23 protein-coding genes are annotated in these 21221 nt (G+C 64.4%); 9 read left to right on the forward strand and 14 right to left on the reverse strand.

Going from position 1 to position 21221, the window contains the following annotated elements; all coding sequences use genetic code 11:
• Nucleotides 1-57 precede the first annotated feature (57 nt).
• Nucleotides 58-1371 carry a DUF4397 domain-containing protein gene (locus F624_RS0114145; protein WP_084679517.1) on the forward strand — a complete coding sequence of 438 codons (1314 nt, stop codon included), beginning with the start codon at nucleotides 58-60 and terminating at the stop codon, nucleotides 1369-1371.
• Here F624_RS0114145 and F624_RS0114150 read toward each other — a convergent pair.
• Nucleotides 1349-2290, reverse strand: a complete 942-nt coding sequence (locus tag F624_RS0114150; RefSeq protein WP_051107410.1) for a hypothetical protein — start codon at nucleotides 2288-2290, stop codon at nucleotides 1349-1351. The two genes, F624_RS0114145 and F624_RS0114150, sit on opposite strands and share 23 nt — an antisense overlap.
• Nucleotides 2291-2338: 48 nt before the next feature.
• Nucleotides 2339-2581: a hypothetical protein gene (locus tag F624_RS0114155; protein WP_245573638.1), complete on the reverse strand. Its 243-nt coding sequence runs from the start codon at nucleotides 2579-2581 to the stop codon at nucleotides 2339-2341.
• Nucleotides 2582-2664: 83 nt separating this feature from the next.
• Here F624_RS0114155 and F624_RS0114160 point away from each other — a divergent pair, with 83 nt between their 5' ends.
• Nucleotides 2665-2919: a hypothetical protein gene (locus F624_RS0114160; RefSeq protein ID WP_019574974.1), complete on the forward strand. Its 255-nt coding sequence runs from the start codon at nucleotides 2665-2667 to the stop codon at nucleotides 2917-2919.
• A gap of 38 nt (nucleotides 2920-2957) precedes the next feature.
• On the forward strand, nucleotides 2958-3299 hold the full coding sequence (locus F624_RS0114165) for a hypothetical protein (RefSeq protein ID WP_019574975.1): 342 nt from the start codon (nucleotides 2958-2960) through the stop codon (nucleotides 3297-3299).
• On the opposite strand, the gene F624_RS0114170 is transcribed toward F624_RS0114165, so the two are convergent.
• The 6 genes from F624_RS0114170 to F624_RS0114195 all read right to left on the reverse strand — a co-directional run bounded on the left by F624_RS0114170 (nucleotide 3300) and on the right by F624_RS0114195 (nucleotide 9686).
• Nucleotides 3300-3563 carry a MoaD/ThiS family protein gene (locus F624_RS0114170; protein ID WP_019574976.1) on the reverse strand — a complete coding sequence of 88 codons (264 nt, stop codon included), beginning with the start codon at nucleotides 3561-3563 and terminating at the stop codon, nucleotides 3300-3302. It lies immediately after the preceding gene.
• Nucleotides 3560-4831 carry a molybdopterin molybdotransferase MoeA gene (locus F624_RS0114175; RefSeq protein ID WP_019574977.1) on the reverse strand — a complete coding sequence of 424 codons (1272 nt, stop codon included), beginning with the start codon at nucleotides 4829-4831 and terminating at the stop codon, nucleotides 3560-3562. Before F624_RS0114175 ends, F624_RS0114170 begins: the two co-directional genes overlap by 4 nt.
• Nucleotides 4828-5376 (reverse strand): molybdopterin-guanine dinucleotide biosynthesis protein B, encoded by a 549-nt coding sequence (gene mobB, locus F624_RS0114180; RefSeq protein ID WP_019574978.1) that lies wholly within the window; start codon nucleotides 5374-5376, stop codon nucleotides 4828-4830. The genes F624_RS0114175 and mobB overlap by 4 nt, the downstream gene beginning before the upstream one ends.
• A gap of 162 nt (nucleotides 5377-5538) precedes the next feature.
• Nucleotides 5539-6969 carry a threonine synthase gene (thrC, locus tag F624_RS0114185; protein ID WP_019574979.1) on the reverse strand — a complete coding sequence of 477 codons (1431 nt, stop codon included), beginning with the start codon at nucleotides 6967-6969 and terminating at the stop codon, nucleotides 5539-5541.
• Between the two features lie 122 nt (nucleotides 6970-7091).
• A complete protein-coding gene (locus F624_RS0114190) occupies nucleotides 7092-8414 on the reverse strand; it encodes a homoserine dehydrogenase (RefSeq protein WP_019574980.1) in 1323 nt (440 codons plus the stop codon).
• A 39-nt stretch (nucleotides 8415-8453) separates the two neighbouring features.
• The gene (locus tag F624_RS0114195; RefSeq protein ID WP_019574981.1) at nucleotides 8454-9686 is read right to left on the reverse strand and encodes a pyridoxal phosphate-dependent aminotransferase; all 1233 of its coding nucleotides are present in this window, start codon (nucleotides 9684-9686) and stop codon (nucleotides 8454-8456) included.
• Between the two features lie 124 nt (nucleotides 9687-9810).
• On the opposite strand from F624_RS0114195, the gene F624_RS0114200 reads away from it, so the two are divergent.
• The 3 genes from F624_RS0114200 (at nucleotide 9811) to F624_RS0114210 (ending at nucleotide 12786) form a co-directional block, all read left to right on the forward strand.
• A complete protein-coding gene (locus F624_RS0114200) occupies nucleotides 9811-10200 on the forward strand; it encodes an Mth938-like domain-containing protein (protein WP_019574982.1) in 390 nt (129 codons plus the stop codon).
• 119 nt (nucleotides 10201-10319) lie between these two features.
• Nucleotides 10320-10805, forward strand: coding sequence for a peroxiredoxin (locus F624_RS0114205; RefSeq protein ID WP_019574983.1), 486 nt, complete (start codon nucleotides 10320-10322; stop codon nucleotides 10803-10805).
• A gap of 187 nt (nucleotides 10806-10992) precedes the next feature.
• Nucleotides 10993-12786: a PhoH family protein gene (locus F624_RS0114210; protein ID WP_019574984.1), complete on the forward strand. Its 1794-nt coding sequence runs from the start codon at nucleotides 10993-10995 to the stop codon at nucleotides 12784-12786.
• Between the two features lie 102 nt (nucleotides 12787-12888).
• Here the strand turns inward: F624_RS0114210 and F624_RS0114215 are convergent, their stop codons facing one another.
• The 6 genes from F624_RS0114215 to rpsF all read right to left on the reverse strand — a co-directional run bounded on the left by F624_RS0114215 (nucleotide 12889) and on the right by rpsF (nucleotide 16957).
• Nucleotides 12889-13809: an alpha/beta hydrolase gene (locus tag F624_RS0114215; RefSeq protein ID WP_019574985.1), complete on the reverse strand. Its 921-nt coding sequence runs from the start codon at nucleotides 13807-13809 to the stop codon at nucleotides 12889-12891.
• 16 nt (nucleotides 13810-13825) lie between these two features.
• Nucleotides 13826-15316 carry a replicative DNA helicase gene (dnaB, locus tag F624_RS0114220; protein WP_019574986.1) on the reverse strand — a complete coding sequence of 497 codons (1491 nt, stop codon included), beginning with the start codon at nucleotides 15314-15316 and terminating at the stop codon, nucleotides 13826-13828.
• A gap of 178 nt (nucleotides 15317-15494) precedes the next feature.
• The gene (gene rplI, locus F624_RS0114225; protein ID WP_019574987.1) at nucleotides 15495-15947 is read right to left on the reverse strand and encodes a 50S ribosomal protein L9; all 453 of its coding nucleotides are present in this window, start codon (nucleotides 15945-15947) and stop codon (nucleotides 15495-15497) included.
• An 11-nt stretch (nucleotides 15948-15958) separates the two neighbouring features.
• Nucleotides 15959-16240, reverse strand: a complete 282-nt coding sequence (rpsR, locus tag F624_RS0114230; RefSeq protein ID WP_011794373.1) for a 30S ribosomal protein S18 — start codon at nucleotides 16238-16240, stop codon at nucleotides 15959-15961.
• Nucleotides 16241-16256: 16 nt separating this feature from the next.
• Nucleotides 16257-16544, reverse strand: coding sequence for a primosomal replication protein N (gene priB / locus F624_RS0114235; protein WP_019574988.1), 288 nt, complete (start codon nucleotides 16542-16544; stop codon nucleotides 16257-16259).
• Between the two features lie 38 nt (nucleotides 16545-16582).
• Complete coding sequence (gene rpsF, locus F624_RS0114240; RefSeq protein WP_019574989.1) at nucleotides 16583-16957, reverse strand: 30S ribosomal protein S6; 375 nt, start codon at nucleotides 16955-16957, stop codon at nucleotides 16583-16585.
• 214 nt (nucleotides 16958-17171) lie between these two features.
• Between rpsF and grpE the strand changes: the two genes are divergently transcribed.
• The 3 genes from grpE to dnaJ all read left to right on the forward strand — a co-directional run bounded on the left by grpE (nucleotide 17172) and on the right by dnaJ (nucleotide 21038).
• On the forward strand, nucleotides 17172-17732 hold the full coding sequence (gene grpE, locus F624_RS0114245) for a nucleotide exchange factor GrpE (RefSeq protein ID WP_019574990.1): 561 nt from the start codon (nucleotides 17172-17174) through the stop codon (nucleotides 17730-17732).
• 126 nt (nucleotides 17733-17858) lie between these two features.
• Nucleotides 17859-19817: a molecular chaperone DnaK gene (gene dnaK / locus F624_RS0114250; protein ID WP_027475762.1), complete on the forward strand. Its 1959-nt coding sequence runs from the start codon at nucleotides 17859-17861 to the stop codon at nucleotides 19815-19817.
• Between the two features lie 87 nt (nucleotides 19818-19904).
• On the forward strand, nucleotides 19905-21038 hold the full coding sequence (gene dnaJ, locus F624_RS0114255) for a molecular chaperone DnaJ (protein WP_019574992.1): 1134 nt from the start codon (nucleotides 19905-19907) through the stop codon (nucleotides 21036-21038).
• Nucleotides 21039-21221 lie beyond the last annotated feature (183 nt).

Here is a 21221-nt window from a genome sequence, read left to right on the forward strand (position 1 = left end):
GAGCCAGAGCTCGGGGCATTGGCGCCGACACCGTGTCCCCTCTTTCGAAGCCTACGCATGAAACCCTCTCCAAGCCTTTCCCTCGCCCCCCAAGCACTGAGCCGCCGCCGCTGGCTGATGGCCCTGGGCAGTCTGGGCATCGCACCGGTGCTGACCGCCTGCGGCAGCGGCGACGACGGCAGCGCCAAGATCCGGGTGATCAACGCGACGCAGGGCCTGAGCGCACTGGACGCCTACCTGGACACCACCTCCATCGCCAGCAGCGTGGCCAGTGCCGCCGCCAGCAGCTACTACGGCGCCGATCCGGACACCTACACCCTGGGCCTGCGCAGTGCAGGCGGTGCGGTGAACAGCCTGGAGTCCTCGCTCACCCTCAGCAAGGACACCTACACCTCGGTGGTGGTGACGGGCACGCAAAGCGCTCTCAGCACCACCATCTACACCGAAAACGAAAGCACCCCCAGCAGCGGCTACGCCAAACTGCGCCTGATCAACGGCCTGCAGACCGGCGACGGGGTGGACGTGTACATCACCACCACCAGCACCACCAGCCTGGACAACCAGTCGGCCGCCATCAGCAACGTGACCGAAGGCGGCACCAGCTCGTTCAGCAAGGTGAGCAAGGGCACTTACAGCCTGTGGATCACCGGCAATGGCGACACCAGCGACCTGCGCGCTTACGTGGCCAGCATCACCCTGTCGGACCAGGGCATCGATACCTTTGTGCTGATCCCCACCAACAGCACCACCCTGGCCAGCGTGCTGCGCCTGCCGCAACAGGGCACCAGCACGACCTACGCCTGTACGCTGACCCGGGTGCGCTTTGTGAATGCAGCCTCGGCCACGGCATCGGCCCAGGCCACGCTGGATGGCACAGCGGTCTCCAGCGCCGCCATCGGCGCCTATGGGGTGTCGTCGTACTCGCAGGTGACGGCGGGTTCGCGTCTGGTGGGCTTCACCATCGGCGGCAGCTCGGTCAGCAGCCAGGTGACGCTGGTCGCGGGGGACGACATGACGGTGGCGCTGGCCCAGGACAGCAGCGGGGCCTACACCGTGGTGAGCTTTGTGGACAACAACTTCCCATCGACCTCCAGCACCAAGTCGAAAATCCGCCTGGTCAACCTGGCGGCCACCGCGGGCAGTGCGCAGCTGACCTACAACGGCGGCTCGCTGCTGGCCGACTACACGGCCGCCAACAGCGCCTCCAGCTACACCAGCTTCACGGCCGGCGAGTACGATTTCGTGATCAGCGCCAGCGGCGGCAGCACCCAGACGGTGGCCAGCTACACCAGTGTGGCCGGCGTGGTCTACACCGCCTTTGCCTTCGGCACCAGCGCGGTCAGCAAGTTCACGATGCGTCAGGACGGCTGAAATCAACCCGCTCCAGGGCCTGGGCCCATTGCGCCGCCATGGCCGGCGAGTTCAGGCAGCTGCAACGGGCGCCAGCGCTCCAGACGGCCCGCTCCATCAGCTGGATGTCGGCCTCGTGCTGGCGGGCCACGTGCGGGTCTTCAAAAAAGATCACCTTCTGGCAGGCGCCATCGAGCACCAGCTCGGCAATCTGGGCATCGCCGCCCAAGGGGCCGCTTTGGTAGCGGGTGACCCAGGGCTGGCCCGCGGGCCAGCCGCGCGACCAGGCCAGCTCGTTGAGCAGCCCGCCGGTGGTGCCGGTGGCCACGCGTGATTCGAAGCGTGACAGCAGGTCAAAGTGCTGGCCGGCAAAGTCGACCATCTGCGCCTTGCGTGCATCGTGGGCGATCAGGGCCAGGGTCTGGTCTGCCGGGTCCAGCTCGGCCACGGCGGCGGCCCCCAGTCGCTCGGGCGCCAGCCCGGCCACCAGCGCCTCGACCAACACCCATTCCAGGGCGCCCGCCAGGGTCGGCACAAAGGGCTTGCCATGGGTCACGCACTGGCGTTTCAGGGCCTGGGCTTCAGGAAAGGTGGACGAGGGGTCGACCGGGTCCATCAGAAAGATCACGCCGTCCAGGGCCTCACCCGGGGTCAGCCCCCCGGCAATGCGCGAGACCACCCGCATCAGCCCGCCTTCACGCCCATTGGGCAGGCGGTGCAGGCCCGGGTAGTCAACCAGCAGTTCTTCGTTGAGCAAGGCGTCGAAAGCCGCCCCCACCGTGACCAGTTGCAGGCCCAACTGCCGCACCAGGTCTTCGCTGCTGCGCGCCCATTGGGCCAGCGCGCTGTCACTGCCCAGGCGGTGCAGGCGATGCGCGATGAGGCCGAAGCGGCGCTGCCCTGCGGCCGTCTGCTGCCAGGACTGCAGCGGGGCCGGCATGGGCCGGGCCTGGATCGAGGACGATTCGGACATGGGGCACCTCCGGGTTCAGGGCGCGCGGTGCAGGCGCGGCGCCGATTGCAATGCGATCTGTTCCACCAACACTTCGGCCACATTGGGCAGGCGTGGAGCGCCGGGGGCCAGCAAGGCGGCCTGCAGGCGCTTGAGGTCGGCCACGGTGGGGGCCACCTTGATCTGGCCGATGGCGGCCTGGGCGTTGCCACTCTTGAGCAAGGCCATCACTTTGAGGGTCCATTCGTTGTTGTTCTTGGCCATGGGTTCCTTTCGCATCGATCGAGTTCTTTCCTGCAGCGCGGCTCTGGGCACTCAGGATTGCTTTAGCATTCGGCAGCACTGTAACGCGCACACGCCCCATGGCCACACAAACCATCACCATCGACGGCTACAAGCTGTTCCCCAACCCGCGCAATGTGCATCGGGTGGTCTTTGAGCACCAGCTTTTCGTGCCCTACCCCTATGCGCTGATCGATCTGCCCAGCTTCGACCTGACGGGCAAGTACAGCCTGTTTGCGGCCTGCCGGCTCGACGACATGAAGATGGGGCAGATGGTGACCTTTGAATTGCCGGCCGATCAGGAGCGCTTTGAACGCCGCTTCGTGCCCGACTGAGGCGCCCGCCCCCTGCCTCACCCAGCCCCACCCACGCCATGACCGAAGACGACAACCAGATCATCGTCCCGCCCTCGTTCCTCGCCTTGTTCAGCGATGCCCGGCAGCGCCTGCGCGAGCCGGCGGCCGTGGTGCGCCAGCGCTACGAGTTGTGCGAAGACCTGGCCTGCCAGCTGGTGGGCCATGCCCAGACCCTGTACCACGCCGAGGCGCCCTCAGAGGCGGGCATTCTGCGCAGCATCCATGCCGGCCTGAGCAATCCGGAATCCGGCTTTGCGGGCCCCGAAGCCACCTGGGTGGTGCTGCGCCTGGCCGAGCTGCTGGAATGGGCCAGCCCGACGCTGGAGCCCACGCCCACGGCAGACACCCCACCCGCCTGATCAGCCGCCGGTGACCGGCGGAAAGAACGCCACCTCGGCGCCGGCCACCAGGGCGGCCGACTCGTCGCGCAGGTCCTGGTTCAGGGCCAGCCGCACCGGGCGCTGGCGCGCCAGCACCTCGGCGTAGGCGCCGCCCCGGGCGATCAGCTCATCGCGCAGTTCGCCCAGGGTGGTGGCACGGGTGAGCACCGTTTCGTCGCCCCGGCCCAGGGCCTCGCGGATGGAGGCGAAATAGCGCACGCGCAGTTCGAACTCAGCGCTCATGACAGCAGCTCCGTGAAAGACACAAAAGCCACCAGGTCGCCCGGGGCGATGGTGGTGCCTGCGGGGTTGTCGACCAGGCCATCGCCCCAGACGGCCGAAGTCAGCACGCCCGAGCCCTGGTGGGGGAACAGGTCCAGCCCGCCTTGCGGGTTGCGCCACACCCGCAGGAACTCGCGGCGCTTGTCCGCCTTGCCCCAGGTGAAATGGGCCGGCAGGGCCACCGTCTTGGGGCGCACGTCCTGCACGCCCTGCAGGCGCAGCAGAAACGGGCGCACCAGCATCAGGAAGGTGACGTAGCTGGACACAGGGTTGCCCGGCAGCCCCACAAAGTGGCTTTGCGCAACGCGCCCATAGGCAAAGGGCTTGCCGGGCTTGATGGCCAGTTGCCACAGATGCAGTTCACCCAACGACTGCACCGCCGGCTTGACGTGGTCTTCCTCGCCCACACTGACCCCACCGCTGGTGAGGATGAGGTCATGCCCCTGGGCCGCCTCGGCCAGGGTCTGGCGGGTGCGCTCCAGGTTGTCGGGCACGATCCCGAAGTCGGTGACCTCGCAGCCCATGCGCAGCAGCAGCGCACGCAAAAAGAAGCGGTTGGAGTTGTAGATGGCGCCGGCCGGCAATTGCTCGGGCGGCACTTCGCCGGGCATGACCAGCTCGTCGCCGGTCGAGAACAGCGCCACGCGGGGGCGCCGTGCCACCTGCAGGTGGGCCCGCCCGACGCTGGCGGCCAGGCCCAGGCTGGCCGGGCTCAGGCGCTGCCCGCCGGCGAGCACCACGCTGCCCAATTGCACATCTTCGCCGGAACGGCGGATGGCCATGCCGGCGCGCACGGCCTTGGCGAAGCGGACCTGGGGCGCCCCTTGCGGGTCAGCCAGGGCTTCGCAATCTTCCTGCATCACCACGGTGTCGGCACCGGGCGGCACTGGCGCCCCGGTGAAGATGCGCGCGGCCGTGCCGGGCTGCAAGGGAACGGGCACCTCACCGGCGGCGATGCGCTGCGACACCGGCAGCACGGTGCCTGCCGCCGTGGCATCGGCGGCGCGCAGGGCATAGCCATCCATGGCACTGTTGTCGTGCGGGGGCACCTGCAGAGGAGAGATCACCGATTCGGTCAGCACGCGGCCATCGGCCTCGAAGGTGGAGACCTGCTCATCTGGCCAGGCAGCACCGTTCAAGGGCCGGGCATGGCCGAGCAACTCGGCCAGCACGTCATCAAGCGGGCGCAGCGCTTTGGCGGGCGGCGGGGCGGCGGTGGGTGCGTTCATGTTCGGTTCTCGAAGGAGTATTCAAAGCGCTCGCCATTGTCGACCAGCCAGGCCGCCACGGCCTCGGGCTGGTTCAGGTCGAGCACGGGGCGCCCGGTGGGTTCGGGCAATTCGGCCAAGGGCACATTGGTGGCGATGGCCACGATGAAGTCGTCTTCAGGGTAGCGTGCGGGGTGGCCCGCGAAGTCGCCCTCGGGCGCACGCCAGACCTCGACCTTGAGCAGATCGCTCTCCTTGAAGCCCTCCACCAGCACCCAGTCCACGCCCTCGTACAACTCGGCCAGCATCTGGTGCACCGAGAGCCGGTAAGGCTGCTCGTACTCGCGCATCAGGGCCAGGCGGTGCTCGCTGGCCACCACCACCTCGAAGGCGCCGGCCTGGCGGTGCCGCCAGCTGTCCTTGCCCGGGTGGTCGATGTCGAAACGGTGGTGCGCATGCTTGACCACCGACACACGCAGCCCGCGCTGGCGCAGCGCCGGGATCACGCGCTCCAGCAGCGTGGTCTTGCCCGAGCCCGAATAGCCCGCAAAGCCGACAACTTTCATGCAAGTCTCCTCGGTCTGCACACCCGGCCGAATGCCAAGGGTCAGACCTGTTGGGGGGTTGTCAGATGGCAAAAAGCCAGCGCAGGACGCTGGCTTTTTGCTTCAGCGCCAAAGCGCAGGGATCACCGTCGCCACGTCACACGGACGCGCACGCGCGGGCGATCAGTCGCAATGGCGTTCGATGTAAGCCTTGACCACCGCCACATCGGCCGGGATCACCAGCACCTTCTTGGGCAGTTGTTCGATGCCTTCAAAGCGGGCCGGGCGCTCGGGCTCGTGGCCCAGGGCTTCGGCGATGGTGGCGGCAAACTTGATCGGCAGGGCCGTCTCGAGCACGATCATCGGCACCGACGCATCTCCGCGCTGCTCCAGGGCCACTTTCACCCCATCGGCGGTGTGGGTGTCGATGGTCACGCCATGGCGCTGGAAGTTGTCGCGGATGGTGGCCAGGCGATCGGCATGGGTGCTGCGGCCGCTGACGAAGCCGTAGCGGCTGGCCGCCTGGGCGAACAGCGGGTCGGCGCTGAGGTCGAAACGGCCCTGGCTGGACAGCTGGGCACCGAACAGATCCTGGGTGCGCGCCGCATCCCGGCCCAGCAGATCGAACACGAAGCGCTCGAAATTGCTGGCCTTGGAGATGTCCATCGACGGGCTGGAGGTCTCGTGCGTGTCGGCGCTGCCGCGCACGCGGTAGACGCCGGTGCGGAAGAACTCGTCGAGCACGTCGTTCTCGTTGGTGGCCACCACCAGCCGGTCGATCGGCAGGCCCATCATGCGGGCCACGTGGCCGGCGCAGACGTTGCCGAAGTTGCCCGAGGGCACGGTGAAACTCACCTTCTGCTGGTTCGACTGCGTGGCCTGCACATAGCCGGCAAAGTAGTACACCACCTGGGCCAGCAGACGCGCCCAGTTGATCGAGTTGACCGTGCCGATCTTGTACTTGCGCTTGAAAGCCAGGTCGTTGGAGACGGCCTTGACGATGTCCTGGCAGTCGTCAAACACGCCTTCGACCGCCAGGTTGTGGATGTTCTCGTCCTGCAGGCTGAACATCTGGGCTTGCTGGAAGGGGCTCATGCGGCCGTTCGGGCTGGTCATGAAGACGCGCACGCCCTTCTTGCCGCGCATGGCGTACTCGGCGGCGCTGCCGGTGTCGCCCGAGGTGGCGCCCAGGATGTTGAGCTCTTCACCGCGGCGGGCCAGTTCGTACTCGAACAGGTTGCCCAGCAGCTGCATGGCCATGTCCTTGAAGGCCAGCGTGGGGCCGTTGGACAGGGCTTCGAGCCACAGGCCGTCTTCGAGGTGGCGCAGGGGCACAATCTCGCCCGTGCCGAACACCTCGGCGGTGTAGGTCTTGTGGCACAGGGCGCGCAGGTCGGCCGCCGGGATGTCGTCGATGTACAGCGACAGGATCTCGAAGGCCAGCTCGGCATAGCCCTGCTCGTGGTAGACCTGACGCCAGCGCGTCAGTGTGGCGTCGTCCACCTGGGGGTAGTGCTCGGGCAGGTAGAGCCCGCCATCGGGCGCCAGGCCCTCCAGCAGGATTTCACAAAAGCGCTTGCGGTCGGCGTGACCTCGTGTGCTCAGGTACTTCACGTTTAGTTCCTGTTCCAACAATTCAAGGGCAACCCGCCGGTGGTGACCGGTCAGACTGCCATTTTTGACGCGATCGCCACCCTAATCAATGGGTGGCCGAGCGCGACAGGCGGCTGAGCCCCTCAGGCCAGCTCTTCCTTGCGGATGCGGGTGATGGGGGCCAGCACCGTGGGCAGGCCCTGCATTTCGGCCATGGCGGTGTTCATGATGCCTTCGCGGGTGTCGTGGGTGAGGATGATCAGGTCGGTCTGGGTGGAGCCCTCGCCGCCCACTTCGTCGGCCTCGCGCTGCAACACCGCATCGATGCTGATGCCGGCGGTGGCCAGGATGCCGGTCACACGGGCCAGCACGCCAGCCTCGTCGGACACGCGCAGGCGCAGGTAGTAGCTGGTGATGACCTCGCTCATCGGCAGCACCGGCACGTCGCTCATGGCGTCAGGCTGGAAGGCCAGGTGGGGCACGCGCTGGGCCGCATCGGCCGTGTGCAGGCGGGTGATGTCGACCAGGTCGGCAATCACGGCACTGGCGGTGGGCTCGGAGCCCGCGCCCTTGCCGTAATACAGCGTGGTGCCCACGGCATCACCCTGCACCATCACGGCGTTCATGGCGCCTTCGACGTTGGCGATCAGGCGCTTGGCGGGCACCAGGCTGGGGTGCACGCGCAGCTCGATGCCATTGGCAGCGCGCTTGGTGATGCCCAGCAGCTTGATGCGGTAGCCCAGTTGCTCGGCATAGCGGATGTCGGCCGCCGAGAGGCGGGTGATGCCTTCGACGTAGGCCTTGTCGAACTGCACCGGAATGCCGAAAGCGATGGCGCTCATGAGGGTGGCCTTGTGGGCCGCATCCACACCTTCGATGTCGAAGGTGGGGTCGGCTTCGGCGTAGCCCAGGCGCTGGGCCTCTTTGAGCACCACTTCAAAGTCTAGGCCCTTGTCACGCATTTCGGACAGGATGAAGTTGGTGGTGCCGTTGATGATGCCGGCGATCCACTGGATGGCGTTGGCGGTCAGGCCTTCGCGCAGCGCCTTGATGATGGGGATGCCCCCGGCCACGGCGGCCTCGAAGGCCACCATCACGCCCTTGGCCGAAGCGGCGGCGAAGATCTCGGTGCCATGCACGGCCAGCAGGGCCTTGTTGGCGGTGACCACGTGCTTGCCGGCGGCAATGGCTTCGAGCACCAGGGCCTTGGCGATGCCGTAGCCTCCGATCAGCTCGATCACGATGTCGATCTCGGGGTTGGCAATCACGGCGCGGGCGTCATTGACGACCTGCACCTGATCACCCACGACGGCGCGGGCGCGCTCGACGTCCAGATCGGCCACCATGGTGATCTCGATGCCACGGCCCGCACGGCGGCGGATTTCTTCCTGGTTGCGTTGCAGCACGTGGAAGGTGCCACTGCCAACGGTGCCAATGCCCAGCAGGCCAACTTTGATCGGGTTCATAGCGAGACGGTTTGAAGTTTGAAACAGATAGGGAAAGGCTCAGACCACGACGCTGCTGCGCTTGCGGTACTGCTCGAGGAAGCGGGCGATGCGGCCGATGGCTTCACGCAGGTCATCTTCATGGGGCAGGAACACGATTCGGAAGTGGTCGGTGTCAGGCCAGTTGAAGCCGGTGCCCTGCACCAGCATCACACGGGTTTCTTCCAGCAGTTCGAGGAAGAACTGCTGGTCATCCTTGATCGGGTAGACCGCCGGGTCCAGGCGCGGGAACATGTACAGCGCCGCTGTGGGCTTGACGCAGCTGACGCCCGGGATGGCGGTGATCAGCTCATAGGCCAGGTCGCGCTGGCGGCGCAGGCGCCCGCCTTCGCAGACCAGGTCATTGATGCTCTGGTAGCCGCCGAGGGCGGTCTGGATGGCCCACTGGCCGGGCACGTTGGAACACAGGCGCATGTTCGAGAGCATGTTCAAGCCCTCGATGTAGTCCTTGGCGGGCTTCTTGTCGCCCGACACCACCATCCAGCCGGCCCGGTAGCCGCAGCTGCGGTAGCTCTTGGACAGCGAGTTGAAGGTGAGGGTCAGCACGTCTTCGCTGAGCGAGCCGATGGCGGTGTGCTTGACGTCGTCGTACAGCACCTTGTCGTAGACCTCGTCGGCGAAGATCACCAGGCCGTGCTCGCGGGCGATCACCACGATGGCCTTGAGCAGATCGTCGGAGTACAGGGCGCCGGTCGGGTTGTTGGGGTTGATCACCACGATGCCCTTGGTGCGGGAGGTGATCTTGCTGCGGATGTCGTCCAGGTCGGGCATCCAGCCGTTGGCCTCGTCGCAGCGGTAATGCACCGGAGTGCCGCCCGACAGGCTGGCCGCCGCCGTCCACAGCGGGTAATCGGGCGAGGGCAGCAGAACTTCGTCGCCGTTGTCGAGCAAGGCGTTGGTGGCCATCACGATGAGCTCGCTGGCGCCGTTGCCCAGATAGATGTCGTCGAGTGTGACGCCCTTGATGCCTTGCTGCTGGGTGTAGTGCATCACCGCCTTGCGGGCGGCAAAAATGCCCTTGCTGTCCGAATAGCCTGCCGAATTGGGCAGGTTGCGGATCATGTCCTGCTGGATTTCCTCGGGCGAGTCGAAACCGAATACCGCCAGATTGCCAATATTGAGCTTGATGATCTTCTGGCCTTCGTCTTCCATCTGACGCGCTCGATCCATGATGGGACCGCGGATGTCATAGCAGACGTTGGCAAGCTTGGCAGATTTCTGGACAGTTTTCATGGTGACGGGAAAGCCCCCTCCTGGGTAAGTCGTCAGAAGCGAAACCTATAATTTGACCACAGTTCTGCATCGCAGCCTGCAGCGCGCACCATTGGCGCGCCTCTTCGCCCCAACCCAGTGCCCCATGAAGCTGCAACCCGACCAATTCGACGTTCAATCCATCACCGCCTACGGCGAGGGCTGGGTGGCCATCAACGGCGAGAAACACGCCGGAAGCCTGATCATCAGCTCACAGGGGCAGCGCCTGAGCTGGCCCGTGAGCCGCTTCGAAGACCTGACCGAAGCCCACTTCGAGCAGTTGGCCGACATCGATTGCGAACTGATCGTGTTTGGCAGCGGCCGACGCAACCGCTTTCCGCCGGCGGCCTGGCTGAAGGCCCTGATGGCCCGCCGCATCGGGCTGGAAACCATGGACACCCCGGCCGCGTGCCGCACCTACAACATCCTGGCGCAGGAAGGCCGCAAGGTGGCTGCAGCACTGCTGATCGAGGGCGGCGAGCCCGCGCAACCCTGAACCGACCGATTTAGAGGTAAAATCTCGGGTTGCGGATGGTGTGGGCAGTCAAAAGAGAGGTGCAATGCCTCCAGACCCCACCATCTTAGGTCACACCTGTCACACGAGATTGAAGTTCTATGGCGATCGTTGTCAACAAGTCCATCCCTGAATTCGAAGCGAACGCCACGGGTGGGATCAAGGTGTCGAACTCTACCCACCTGGGCCAGATTCTGGTGCTGTACTTCTACCCGAAGGACAACACCCCGGGCTGCACCACCGAGGCGATGCAGTTCCGCGACAAATACAAGGATTTCGTGAAGGCCGGCGCCACCGTGTTCGGCGTGTCGCGCGACAACATGAAATCGCATGACGAGTTCAAGCTCAAGCTGGAACTGCCCTTCGAGCTGATCGCCGACACCGAAGAAAAGATGTGCCACATGTTCGGCGTGGTCAAGAACAAGATCATGTACGGCAAGAAGGTCAAGGGCATCGAGCGCAGCACCTTCCTGATTGGCGAAGACGGCATTCTCAAAGAAGAATGGCGCGGCCTCAAGGTGCCGGGCCACGTGGACGAAGTGCTGAAGTCGGTCAAGGAACTCAAGGCCCTCAAAAAGGCCGCCTGAGATCCCTCAGCCCAATCCCGGGAGGGCCTGCCGAGTCATGCATAATGGCTCGCATATGTTGCTGGTTTCGCACCGCCACCCTCCTCCGCAAAAGCCGCTCAGGTCTCCTGGCGGCTTTTTTGCTTCCTGGACCACTCAGCCCGCTCACGTTTCCACTTCCCGTGCTTTTTCTGGAGTCTGACCTTCCATGCCCCTGCCGCCCGCCCCATCGAAGAAAGCCACCATCCTGCCCACCAGCGCTTACGCGAGCACCGGCGAAGGCAATTCGCGCAAGGCCGGCCCACGCAGCCGCGCTGCCGACTCAGCCCACCCCGAGGCCAAAGGCGAGGCCCCCGAGGCGCTGCTGGCCATCCCCGCAGCCCCCGCCGCCCCCACGCCAGCCAAGACCCCGAGCCGACGCAAGACGGCTTCCACTCAGGTGTCAGCCCTGCTGAGCCCGCCAGCCACGGCGCCCGCCGTCGCCAAATTGACCCCTGCCGCCCCCACAGCAGCGCCCGCTGCCACCGTGGCAGCCACCGCCGAGGCGCCGGCAGCCGCACCGCGCAGCCGCAAGGCGCGGCACACCGGCCCGACCAAGCTGTTCGTGCTGGACACCAATGTGCTGATGCACGACCCGATGTGCCTGTTCCGCTTTGAGGAGCACGACATCTTCCTGCCGATGATCGTGCTGGAAGAACTCGACAGCCACAAGAAGGGCATGACCGAGGTGGCCCGCAACGCGCGCCAGACCAGCCGCTCGCTCGACGCCCTGGCCGCCGCCCAAGGCGCCGACATCACGGCCGGCCTGAAGCTCGACACCACCGGCCACCGCGAGGCCGGCGGCAAGCTGTTCTTCCAGACCCGCCCGCTCAACTACACCCTGCCCACCAGCCTGCCGCAAGGCAAGGCCGACAACCAGATCCTGGGGGTGGTCGAGGCGCTGCGCCACCTGCACAGCCCGCAAGGCCAGGAAGGCCAGCCCACGCGCGAGGTGGTGCTGGTGTCCAAAGACATCAACATGCGCGTGAAGGCACGCGCCCTGGGACTGACCGCCGAGGACTACCAGAACGACAAGACCCTGGAAGACGGCGACCTGCTGTACTCCGGCGCCCTGGCACTGCCCGCCGACTTCTGGACCAAGAACGGCAAGTCGGTCGAGAGCTGGCAAAGCGGCTCGCACACCTACTACCGCATTTCGGGGCCCATCGTGCCCAATCTGCTGATCAACCAGTTCGTGTTCTTCGAAGCCCCGGGCGAGCCCAGCCTGTACGCGCGCGTGACCGAGATCCGCGGCAAGACCGCCGTGCTGCAGACCCTGAAGGACTTCGCTCACGCGAAGAACGCGGTCTGGGGCGTGACCACGCGCAACCGCGAACAGAACTTCGCGATGAACCTGCTGACCGATCCCGGGATCGACTTCGTGACCCTGGCCGGCACCGCCGGCACCGGCAAGACCCTGATGGCCCTGGCCGCAGGCCTGACCCAGGTGCTGGACGACCGGCGCTACACCGAGATCATCATGACCCGCGCCACCGTGAGCGTGGGCGAGGACATCGGTTTTCTGCCCGGCACCGAGGAAGAGAAGATGGGCCCCTGGATGGGCGCCCTCGACGACAACCTCGAGTTTCTGGCCAAGGGCGATGGCGGCAACGCCGGCGAATGGGGGCGCGCCGCCACCAATGAGCTGATCCGCAGCCGCATCAAGATCAAGAGCATGAACTTCATGCGCGGGCGCACCTTCCTCAACAAGTACGTGATCATCGACGAGGCGCAGAACCTGACGCCCAAGCAGATGAAGACCCTGATCACCCGGGCCGGCCCGGGCACCAAGATCATCTGCATGGGCAACCTGGCCCAGATCGACACGCCTTATCTGACCGAGGGCTCGTCCGGCCTCACCTTTGCGGTGGACAAGTTCAAGGGCTGGCCGCACAGCGGCCACATCACCCTGGCGCGCGGCGAGCGCTCGCGCCTGGCCGACTTTGCCAGCGAAGTGCTCTGACGCAGCACAGGCCTCTGCCGGCGAATCCACAATCCGTCGACCCATGCAAAACGCCCGGCCATGGCCGGGCGTTTTGCATTTCGAGCACCACAGATCAGCCGATCACGGTGCAGCCAGCAAGCCCCCGGCGAAAAACGCCGCCACCTCGGCTCGCAACGGATCACCCCCCAGAGGTTCATAGTCAACATGGTCGGCATCCGGGATCACACGCCAGACGCGGGGCTGCCCAGCAGCCTCGAACACCGCCCGAGCAACCTCCATCGGCACATGGTGATCACGGCTGCCCACCACCACCATCACCGGCCTGGGCGCGATGGCCGAGATTTTGGCCAATGGCTTGACCTGCTCAAGCCGCACACCAGCGCGAGCAAAGTCACGCAGCACCCAGCGCGCCTGCCACCCACCCCCCAGCATGTGAAGGAGCTCTTCAGGCAAGCCCGTCCAGACCGCCTTCAAGACAACCGTGCGCACTCGCCGATCACGCGCTGCCGCCAGCGCCACAGTGGAAGCCCCAATGGAGAACCCCTCAGCACCGAGCCGATCAGGATCAACATCGGGGCGCTGCTGCAGAAAATCGAGGGCGCCGATCACATCATCCTGCTCACGATCACCCCAGGTCTGCAGATCACCATCGCTTTCGCCAGCGGCACGGTTGTCATACAGCAGCACCCCAAACCCCTGCCCGGCCAGGAACTCAGCCTCACTCAACCACCAAAGGCGGTTTTCGGCAGCACCATGCACCAACACCACAGCGGCGCGGTTGCGAGAGGGCACATACCACCCCCGCAAGGTCAACCCATCAGCACTTCGAAACACCACCACCTCCAGGCCGGGCAGCCGCTGCCGGGCATCTGCCAGCGCCTGCTCGTTGACGTGTCGACGCTCAGGGTGCAGCAACTGCCCCATCAGCTTGTCGTGGCGCTGCAGCAGCAGGATCGCCAACAGGACCAGCGCCGCCAGCAAGACGCACAGGCCCGCACTCACCGGGTACCGCCTCACCAAGGCCCAGGCGCTCAAGCTCATGGAATACAACGCCAGGTCAGAAATCGTCCGACGAGCCGCGGGCCAGGCTTTCGAAACGGGTCTGCGACTTGTGGAAATACAGCTTCACGGTCCCTGTCGGGCCGTTACGCTGCTTGCCGATGATGACCTCGGCCATGTTCTGGTCCTTGCTTTCCTTGTTGTAGTAGTCGTCGCGGTAGATGAACATGATGATGTCCGCATCCTGCTCGATGGCGCCAGATTCGCGCAAGTCACTCATCATGGGGCGCTTGTCGGTGCGCTGCTCCACGCTTCGGTTCAGCTGCGAAAGCGCGATCACCGGGCATTGCAGCTCCTTGGCCAGCATCTTCAGGCCCCGGGAGATTTCGCCCAGCTCGGTGGCCCGGTTGTCGGCACTGGCCGCCGACCCGGAGCCGCTCATGAGCTGCAGGTAGTCGACCACGATCAGGCCCATCTTGCCGCATTGGCGCGCCAACCGGCGCGAGTTGGCCCGCAGTTCGCTGGGCGACAGACCGGGCGTCTCGTCGATGTGCAGCGACACGGTGCGCAGGCGCTCGATGGCCTCGGTCAGACGCGGCCATTCGTCATCGGTGAGTTTGCCGGTGCGCAGGTTGCCCTGGTTGATGCGACCGATGGAACCCACGATACGCACAGCCAGCTGTGCGGCACCCATTTCCATGGAGAACACCGCCACCGGCAGGCCTTCATTCAACGCCACGTGTTCGGCGATGTTGATGGCAAAAGCCGTCTTGCCCATCGAGGGACGTGCCGCCAGCACCACCAGGTCACCGGCCTGCAGGCCCGAGGTCATGCGGTCGAGGTCATAGAAACCCGTGGGCACGCCGGTGATGTCATTGGTGTTGTCGGCCATCTCCTGGACGCGGTCCAGCAGGTCGACCACCAGCGAATCCATGGACTGGAAGCCCTGCTTGTTGCGCGAGCCTTCTTCAGAGATCTTGAAGATCTTCTGCTCGGCCTCATCCAGGATCTTGTCGACAGCCCGCCCCTGCGGATTGAACGCCACGGTGGCGATCTCATCGCTGGCGGTGACCAGCTTGCGCAGGATGGAGCGCTCGCGAACGATCTCGCCATAGCGGCGGATGTTGCTCGCACTCGGCACATACTGGGCCAGCGAGTTGAGGTAGCCCAGGCCACCCACCTCTTCGGCCTTGCCCAGGTTCTGCAGGCTTTCATAGACCGTGATCACGTCGGCCGGCTTGCCGGAGTTGATCAGAGAGCTGAGCACGCCGAACACCACGCGGTGCTCGTAGCGGTAGAAGTCACCTTCGCTGACCACGTCGGCCACGCGATCCCAGGCGCTGTTGTCCAGCAACAAGCCCCCGAGCACACTGGACTCGGCCTCGATCGAGTGCGGGGGCACGCGCAGCTTGGCCACCTCTCGGTCCACCGTGCGCTCGATCGCGTGCTGAGCCGGCGCCGGCTCCAGCGGCGGTGGCATCTCGATCCCGGCAGGAAGATGGAAGTCAGGCTCGAAATCAGAATCGACGGGCGGAAAAATGGCAGACATGGGTTTCCTTGGCAGCCTCAAATCGTAAGCGTTTCAACGCCTTCCGTCAGCCCCAAGGCTGGGGATAAGCTGTGCATGGCAGGGGGAAATCAAGGGGATAAACGCACATCGAGCATGGCGACATCCCCAAAAGAAAAGCCGCCCGAAGGCGGCTTGACAGAAGCTGTGGCTTCGGTGATCAGGCGGTTTCGCCGTACACGGAAACATTCACTTCAACGACCACATCAGTGTGCAGAGCCACGCTGATGGTGCTGTCGCCAACCACCTTCAGGGGGCCGTTGGGCAGGCGGATCTGAGCCTTGACCACTTGGTAGCCTTGCTTGATCAGCTCTTCAGCGATGTCGTGGTTGGTGACGGAACCGAACAGACGGCCGTCAACGCCAGCCTTCTGGGTGACCTTGACGGTCGTACCAGCCAGCTTTTCGCCTTGGGCTTGGGCTTCGGCCAGCTTGGCGGCAGCAGCCTTTTCCAGCTCAGCGCGCTTGGCTTCGAATTCAGCCTTGGCAGCTTCGGTGGCACGACGGGCGCGGCCCGACGGGATCAGGAAGTTGCGGGCGTAGCCGTCCTTGACCTTGACGATTTCGCCGAGGTTACCCAGGTTCACAACCTTTTCGAGCAGGATGATTTGCATGGTTGTTCTCCTTAGATCTTGTGCTGGTCGCTGTAAGGCACCAGAGCCAGGAAGCGAGCACGCTTGATGGCGGTGTTCAGCTGACGCTGGTAGATGGCGCGCGTGCCGGTCAGGCGAGCGGGGATGATCTTGCCGTTTTCAGCGATGAAGTCACGCAGGGTGTCGACATCCTTGTAGTCGATTTCTTCGACGCCAGCGACGGTGAAGCGGCAGAAGCGCTTGCGCTTGAACAGCAGGGACTGGGTGTTGCGCTTCGGGCGCTTGTCTTTGTTGAACTTCTTGAACGTGGCCATGTTGGCCTCCTGAAATTTAATCTTGCTGGAATTCCTGGATGTGAAAAACGACGGTCTTGACGTTGCGCGGTGTGGCCAGAAATCCGGAGAATTTCCAGACCGAACCGAGAGCCTGCTTGGCAAGCCGCTCGGCATTGCTACCGAGTGCAACAGCCCTGATGGCCACCTGCACCTTGCGTTTCTGCCCAGCTTCTTCGACCTCCGACTCGGATTCGAGCCGCAGATCGATGGCGGGCAGACCGGCAGGTGTGAATCGCATCGGCTTGGCCTCAACGATCACGGCGGTCAGAGCGACGTGGTTCACTTCCCCTTTGAATCAGTCAAACGAACTGGACGCAGGCCTTAGTTGTTGGCGGCGGCGAATTCAGCTTGCTGGGCCTTGCGGGCCTCTTCACGCTCGACGGTCTTCATCATCGAAGACGGGCCGGTGTCAGCCTTCTTCTTGACGACGGTCAGGTGACGCAGCACGGCATCGTTGAACTTGAACGCGTGTTCCAGTTCAGCCATCACAGCCTGGTCGGCTTCGATGTTGACGCACAGGTAGTGGGCCTTGGCCAGCTTGTTGATCAGGTACGCCAGTTGACGACGGCCCCAGTCTTCCACGCGGTGGATCTTGCCGCCGCCGGCGGTGATCATGCCCTTGTAGCGCTCCAGCATGGCCGGAACCTGTTCGCTCTGATCCGGGTGAATCAGCAAAACGATTTCATAATGACGCATTGAGTACTCCTTACGGGTGAAGCCGTCCGCTGCGTCTGTAGCAGTACGGCAAGGCAAAGCCCACGAGTATAGCGCCACTGATTCTTGAAATACAAGCGCCCATCGCTTTTTTTACTGTGGCGAATCCAGTGGACAATCCACGCCTTGAAAAGTTCAACAGCGGCCCCATCTGCCGCGACATCCTCTTTTCGTCAACTTATCGACCCGAATCCGAATGTCTGAAAACCAAGAACACCAGAATCAGGCCATGCCAGGCGGCCCGATGAGCCCCGAAGAGCAAGAAGCCGCCCAGGCGGCCAACGACGTCGAGGCCCTGGCCCAGGCGCAAGCCGAGCTGGCAGCCCTCAAGGCCAAGAGCGCGGATCTGGCCGACCAGTTCCTGCGCGCCAAGGCCGAGGCCGAGAACGCCCGCCGCCGCGCCGAGGAAGAAATTGCCAAGGCCCGCAAGTTCGGTATCGAGAGCTTTGCCGAAAGCCTGCTGCCCGTGTGCGACAGCCTGGAAGCCGGCCTGGCGATCAAGGACGCCAAGCCCGAGCAGATCCGCGAAGGCGCCGAAGCCACCCTGCGCCAGTTGACCGCCGCCCTCGAACGCAACAAGGTGCTGGCCATTGCGCCGGCTGCCGGCGCCAAGTTCGACCCGCATCAGCACCAGGCCATCAGCATGGTGCCCGCCGACCAAGAGGCCAACACCGTGGTCAGCGTGCTGCAAAAGGGCTACCTGATTGCCGAACGCGTGCTGCGCCCCGCCCTGGTGACCGTGGCTGCACCCAAATAAATTTTCGGGTCTGGATGCCATCGGGGCTTGAAACCCCGACAGTTATCCACAACTCATCAACAAGACAAACCAAACACGACGCGCTGGCGCCTCGCCCGGCGCGCAATCGAAATACAGGAGTAAATCATGGGAAAAATCATCGGTATTGACTTGGGCACCACCAACAGCTGCGTGTCCATCATGGAAGGCAACACCACCAAGGTGATCGAGAACTCGGAAGGCGCGCGCACCACGCCGTCGATCGTGGCCTACCAGGAAGACGGCGAAGTGCTGGTCGGCGCCTCGGCCAAGCGCCAGGCTGTGACCAACCCCAAGAACACGCTCTACGCGATCAAGCGCCTGATCGGCCGCAAGTTCACCGAAAAAGAAGTGCAGAAGGACATCAACCTGATGCCCTACTCCATCGTGGCCGCCGACAACGGTGACGCCTGGGTGGAAGTGCGCGGCAAGCGCCTGTCGGCCCAGCAGGTGTCGGCCGACATCCTGCGCAAGATGAAGAAGACCGCCGAAGACTACCTCGGCGAAGAAGTGACCGAAGCCGTGATCACGGTGCCCGCCTACTTCAACGACGCGCAACGCCAGGCCACCAAGGACGCCGGCCGCATCGCCGGCCTGGAAGTCAAGCGCATCATCAACGAGCCGACCGCCGCCGCGCTGGCCTTCGGCCTGGACAAGACCGACAAGGGCGACCGCAAGATCGCCGTGTATGACCTGGGTGGCGGCACGTTCGACGTGTCCATCATCGAAATCGCCGACGTCGATGGCGAAAAGCAGTTTGAAGTGCTGTCCACCAACGGCGACACCTTCCTGGGCGGCGAAGACTTCGACCAACGCATCATCGACTACATCATCACCGAGTTCAAGAAAGAACAAGGCGTTGACCTGTCCAAGGACGTGCTGGCCCTGCAACGCCTGAAGGAAGCCGCTGAAAAGGCCAAGATCGAGCTGTCATCCTCGGCCGCCACCGACCTGAACCTGCCCTACATCACCGCCGACGCTTCGGGCCCCAAGCACCTGAACATCAAGCTGACCCGCGCCAAGCTGGAACAGCTGGTGGAAGAGCTGATCGAACGCACCATCGCCCCCTGCCGCACCGCCATCAAGGATGCCGGCGTGACCGTGGGCGAGATCCACGACGTGATCCTGGTCGGCGGCATGACCCGCATGCCCAAGGTGCAGGAAAAGGTGAAGGAATTCTTCGGCAAGGACCCGCGCAAGGACGTGAACCCTGACGAGGCCGTGGCCGTGGGTGCCGCCATCCAGGGCCAGGTGCTGTCGGGCGACCGCAAGGACGTGCTGCTGCTGGACGTGACCCCGCTGTCCCTGGGCATCGAGACCCTGGGCGGTGTCATGACCAAGATGATCAGCAAGAACACCACCATCCCGACCAAGTTCGCACAAACCTTCTCCACCGCCGACGACAACCAACCGGCCGTGACCATCAAGGTGTTCCAGGGCGAACGCGAAATGGCCTCGGGCAACAAGCTGCTCGGCGAATTCAACCTCGAAGGCATCCCGCCCGCACCGCGCGGCCTGCCCCAGATCGAAGTGTCCTTTGACATCGACGCCAACGGCATCCTGCACGTGGGCGCCAAGGACAAGGGCACCGGCAAGGAAAACAAGATCACCATCAAGGCCAACTCGGGTCTGTCCGAGGAGGAAATCCAGAAGATGGTGAAGGATGCCGAGCTGAACGCCGCTGAAGACAAGAAGAAGCTCGAAATCGTGCAAGCCCGCAACCAGGGCGAAGCCACCGTGCACAGCGTGAAGAAGAGCCTGACCGACTACGGCGACAAGCTTGAAGCCGGCGAAAAGGAAAAGATCGAAGCCGCCATCAAGGACCTCGAAGAAGTCCTGAAGGGCGAGGACAAGGCCGCCATCGAAGAAAAGAGCAACGCGCTCATGACGGCCAGCCAGAAGCTCGGTGAGAAGATGTATGCCGACATGCAAGCCGAGCAGGCCGCGCAGCAAGCCGCCGCCGGTGGCGCTGCAGGTGCCGCCGGCGCCGCTGGCACGGAATCTGCCTCCAAGCCCGCCGACGACAATGTGGTGGACGCTGAAGTCAAGGAAGTGAAGAAGGGCTGATCCCCGGCTACGGCCACTTCGCCCGCCGCGCCGGACCCAGGCCTGGGACCTGCGCGGCGTTTGTGTTGAATACGGCTCGGAAAACCAATGGCTAAACGAGACTTTTACGAAGTCCTGGGCGTCGGCAAGACCGCCTCGGATGAAGAGATCAAGAAGGCTTATCGCAAATTGGCGATGAAGCATCACCCTGACCGCAATCAGGGCGATGCGGCCAAGGCTGCCGAAGAGAAATTCAAGGAAGCCAAGGAAGCCTACGAAATGCTCAGCGACCCGCAGAAGCGGGCCGCCTATGACCAGCACGGCCATGCCGGCGTGGACCCAAACATGCGCGGCCCCGGTGGCGCTGAAGGCTTTGGCGGCTTTGCCGAAGCCTTTGGTGACATCTTCGGCGACATGTTCGGTCAGCAGCGTGGCGGACGTGCGGGTGGGCGTCAGGTCTACCGCGGCAGCGACCTCAGCTACGCCATGGAGGTCACCCTCGAAGAGGCCGCCCGAGGCAAGGATGCGCAAATCCGCATCCCGAGCTGGGACAGCTGCGACACCTGCCATGGCACCGGCGCCAAGCCCGGCACCAGTGCCAAGACCTGCGGCACCTGCAATGGCCAGGGCAGCGTGCAGATGCGCCAGGGCTTCTTCAGCGTGCAACAGACCTGCCCCACCTGCCGAGGCAGTGGCAAGGTGATCCCCGAGCCCTGCACCGCCTGCCATGGCCAGGGCAAGATCAAGAAGCAGAAGACGCTGGAAGTGAAGATCCCGGCCGGCATCGACGACGGCATGCGCATCCGCAGCGTCGGCAATGGCGAGCCCGGCACCAATGGCGGGCCACCCGGTGACCTGTACATCGAAATCCGGCTCAAGAAGCACGACATCTTCGAGCGCGACGGAGACGATCTGCACTGCTCCGTGCCGGTCAGCTTCATCACCGCCGCGCTGGGCGGCGAGATCGAAGTGCCCACCCTGCAAGGCAAGGCCGCCATCGACATCCCTGAAGGCACCCAGGCCGGCAAGCAGTTCCGTCTGCGTGGCAAGGGCATCAAGGGGGTGCGCTCCAGCTACCCGGGCGACCTGTACTGCCACATCGCGGTCGAGACCCCGGTCAAGCTCACCGAGTACCAGCGCAAGCTGTTGCGCGAACTGGAAGAATCGCTGAAGAAGGGCGGCGGCAAGCACTCCCCCAGCGGCGACAGCTGGACGGATCGACTGAAGAACTTCTTCAGCTGAACCCCGCATTCAGCGCCGCAAGCCCAAGCCCGCTACCCAGCGGGCTTTTTTGCGCCCCAAGACCCGATGCATGGCTCACCAAACACGAGCTCAGCTCCCACCCTCAGCGACGGAAGCCATCGCCGATAGAGATATCAAAGGCCTAAAATCCCAAGGAAAATACGCATCACATCTCAATCCGAG

The sequence above is a fragment of the Curvibacter lanceolatus ATCC 14669 genome (genome assembly GCF_000381265.1).
Taxonomy (GTDB): domain Bacteria; phylum Pseudomonadota; class Gammaproteobacteria; order Burkholderiales; family Burkholderiaceae_C; genus Curvibacter; species Curvibacter lanceolatus.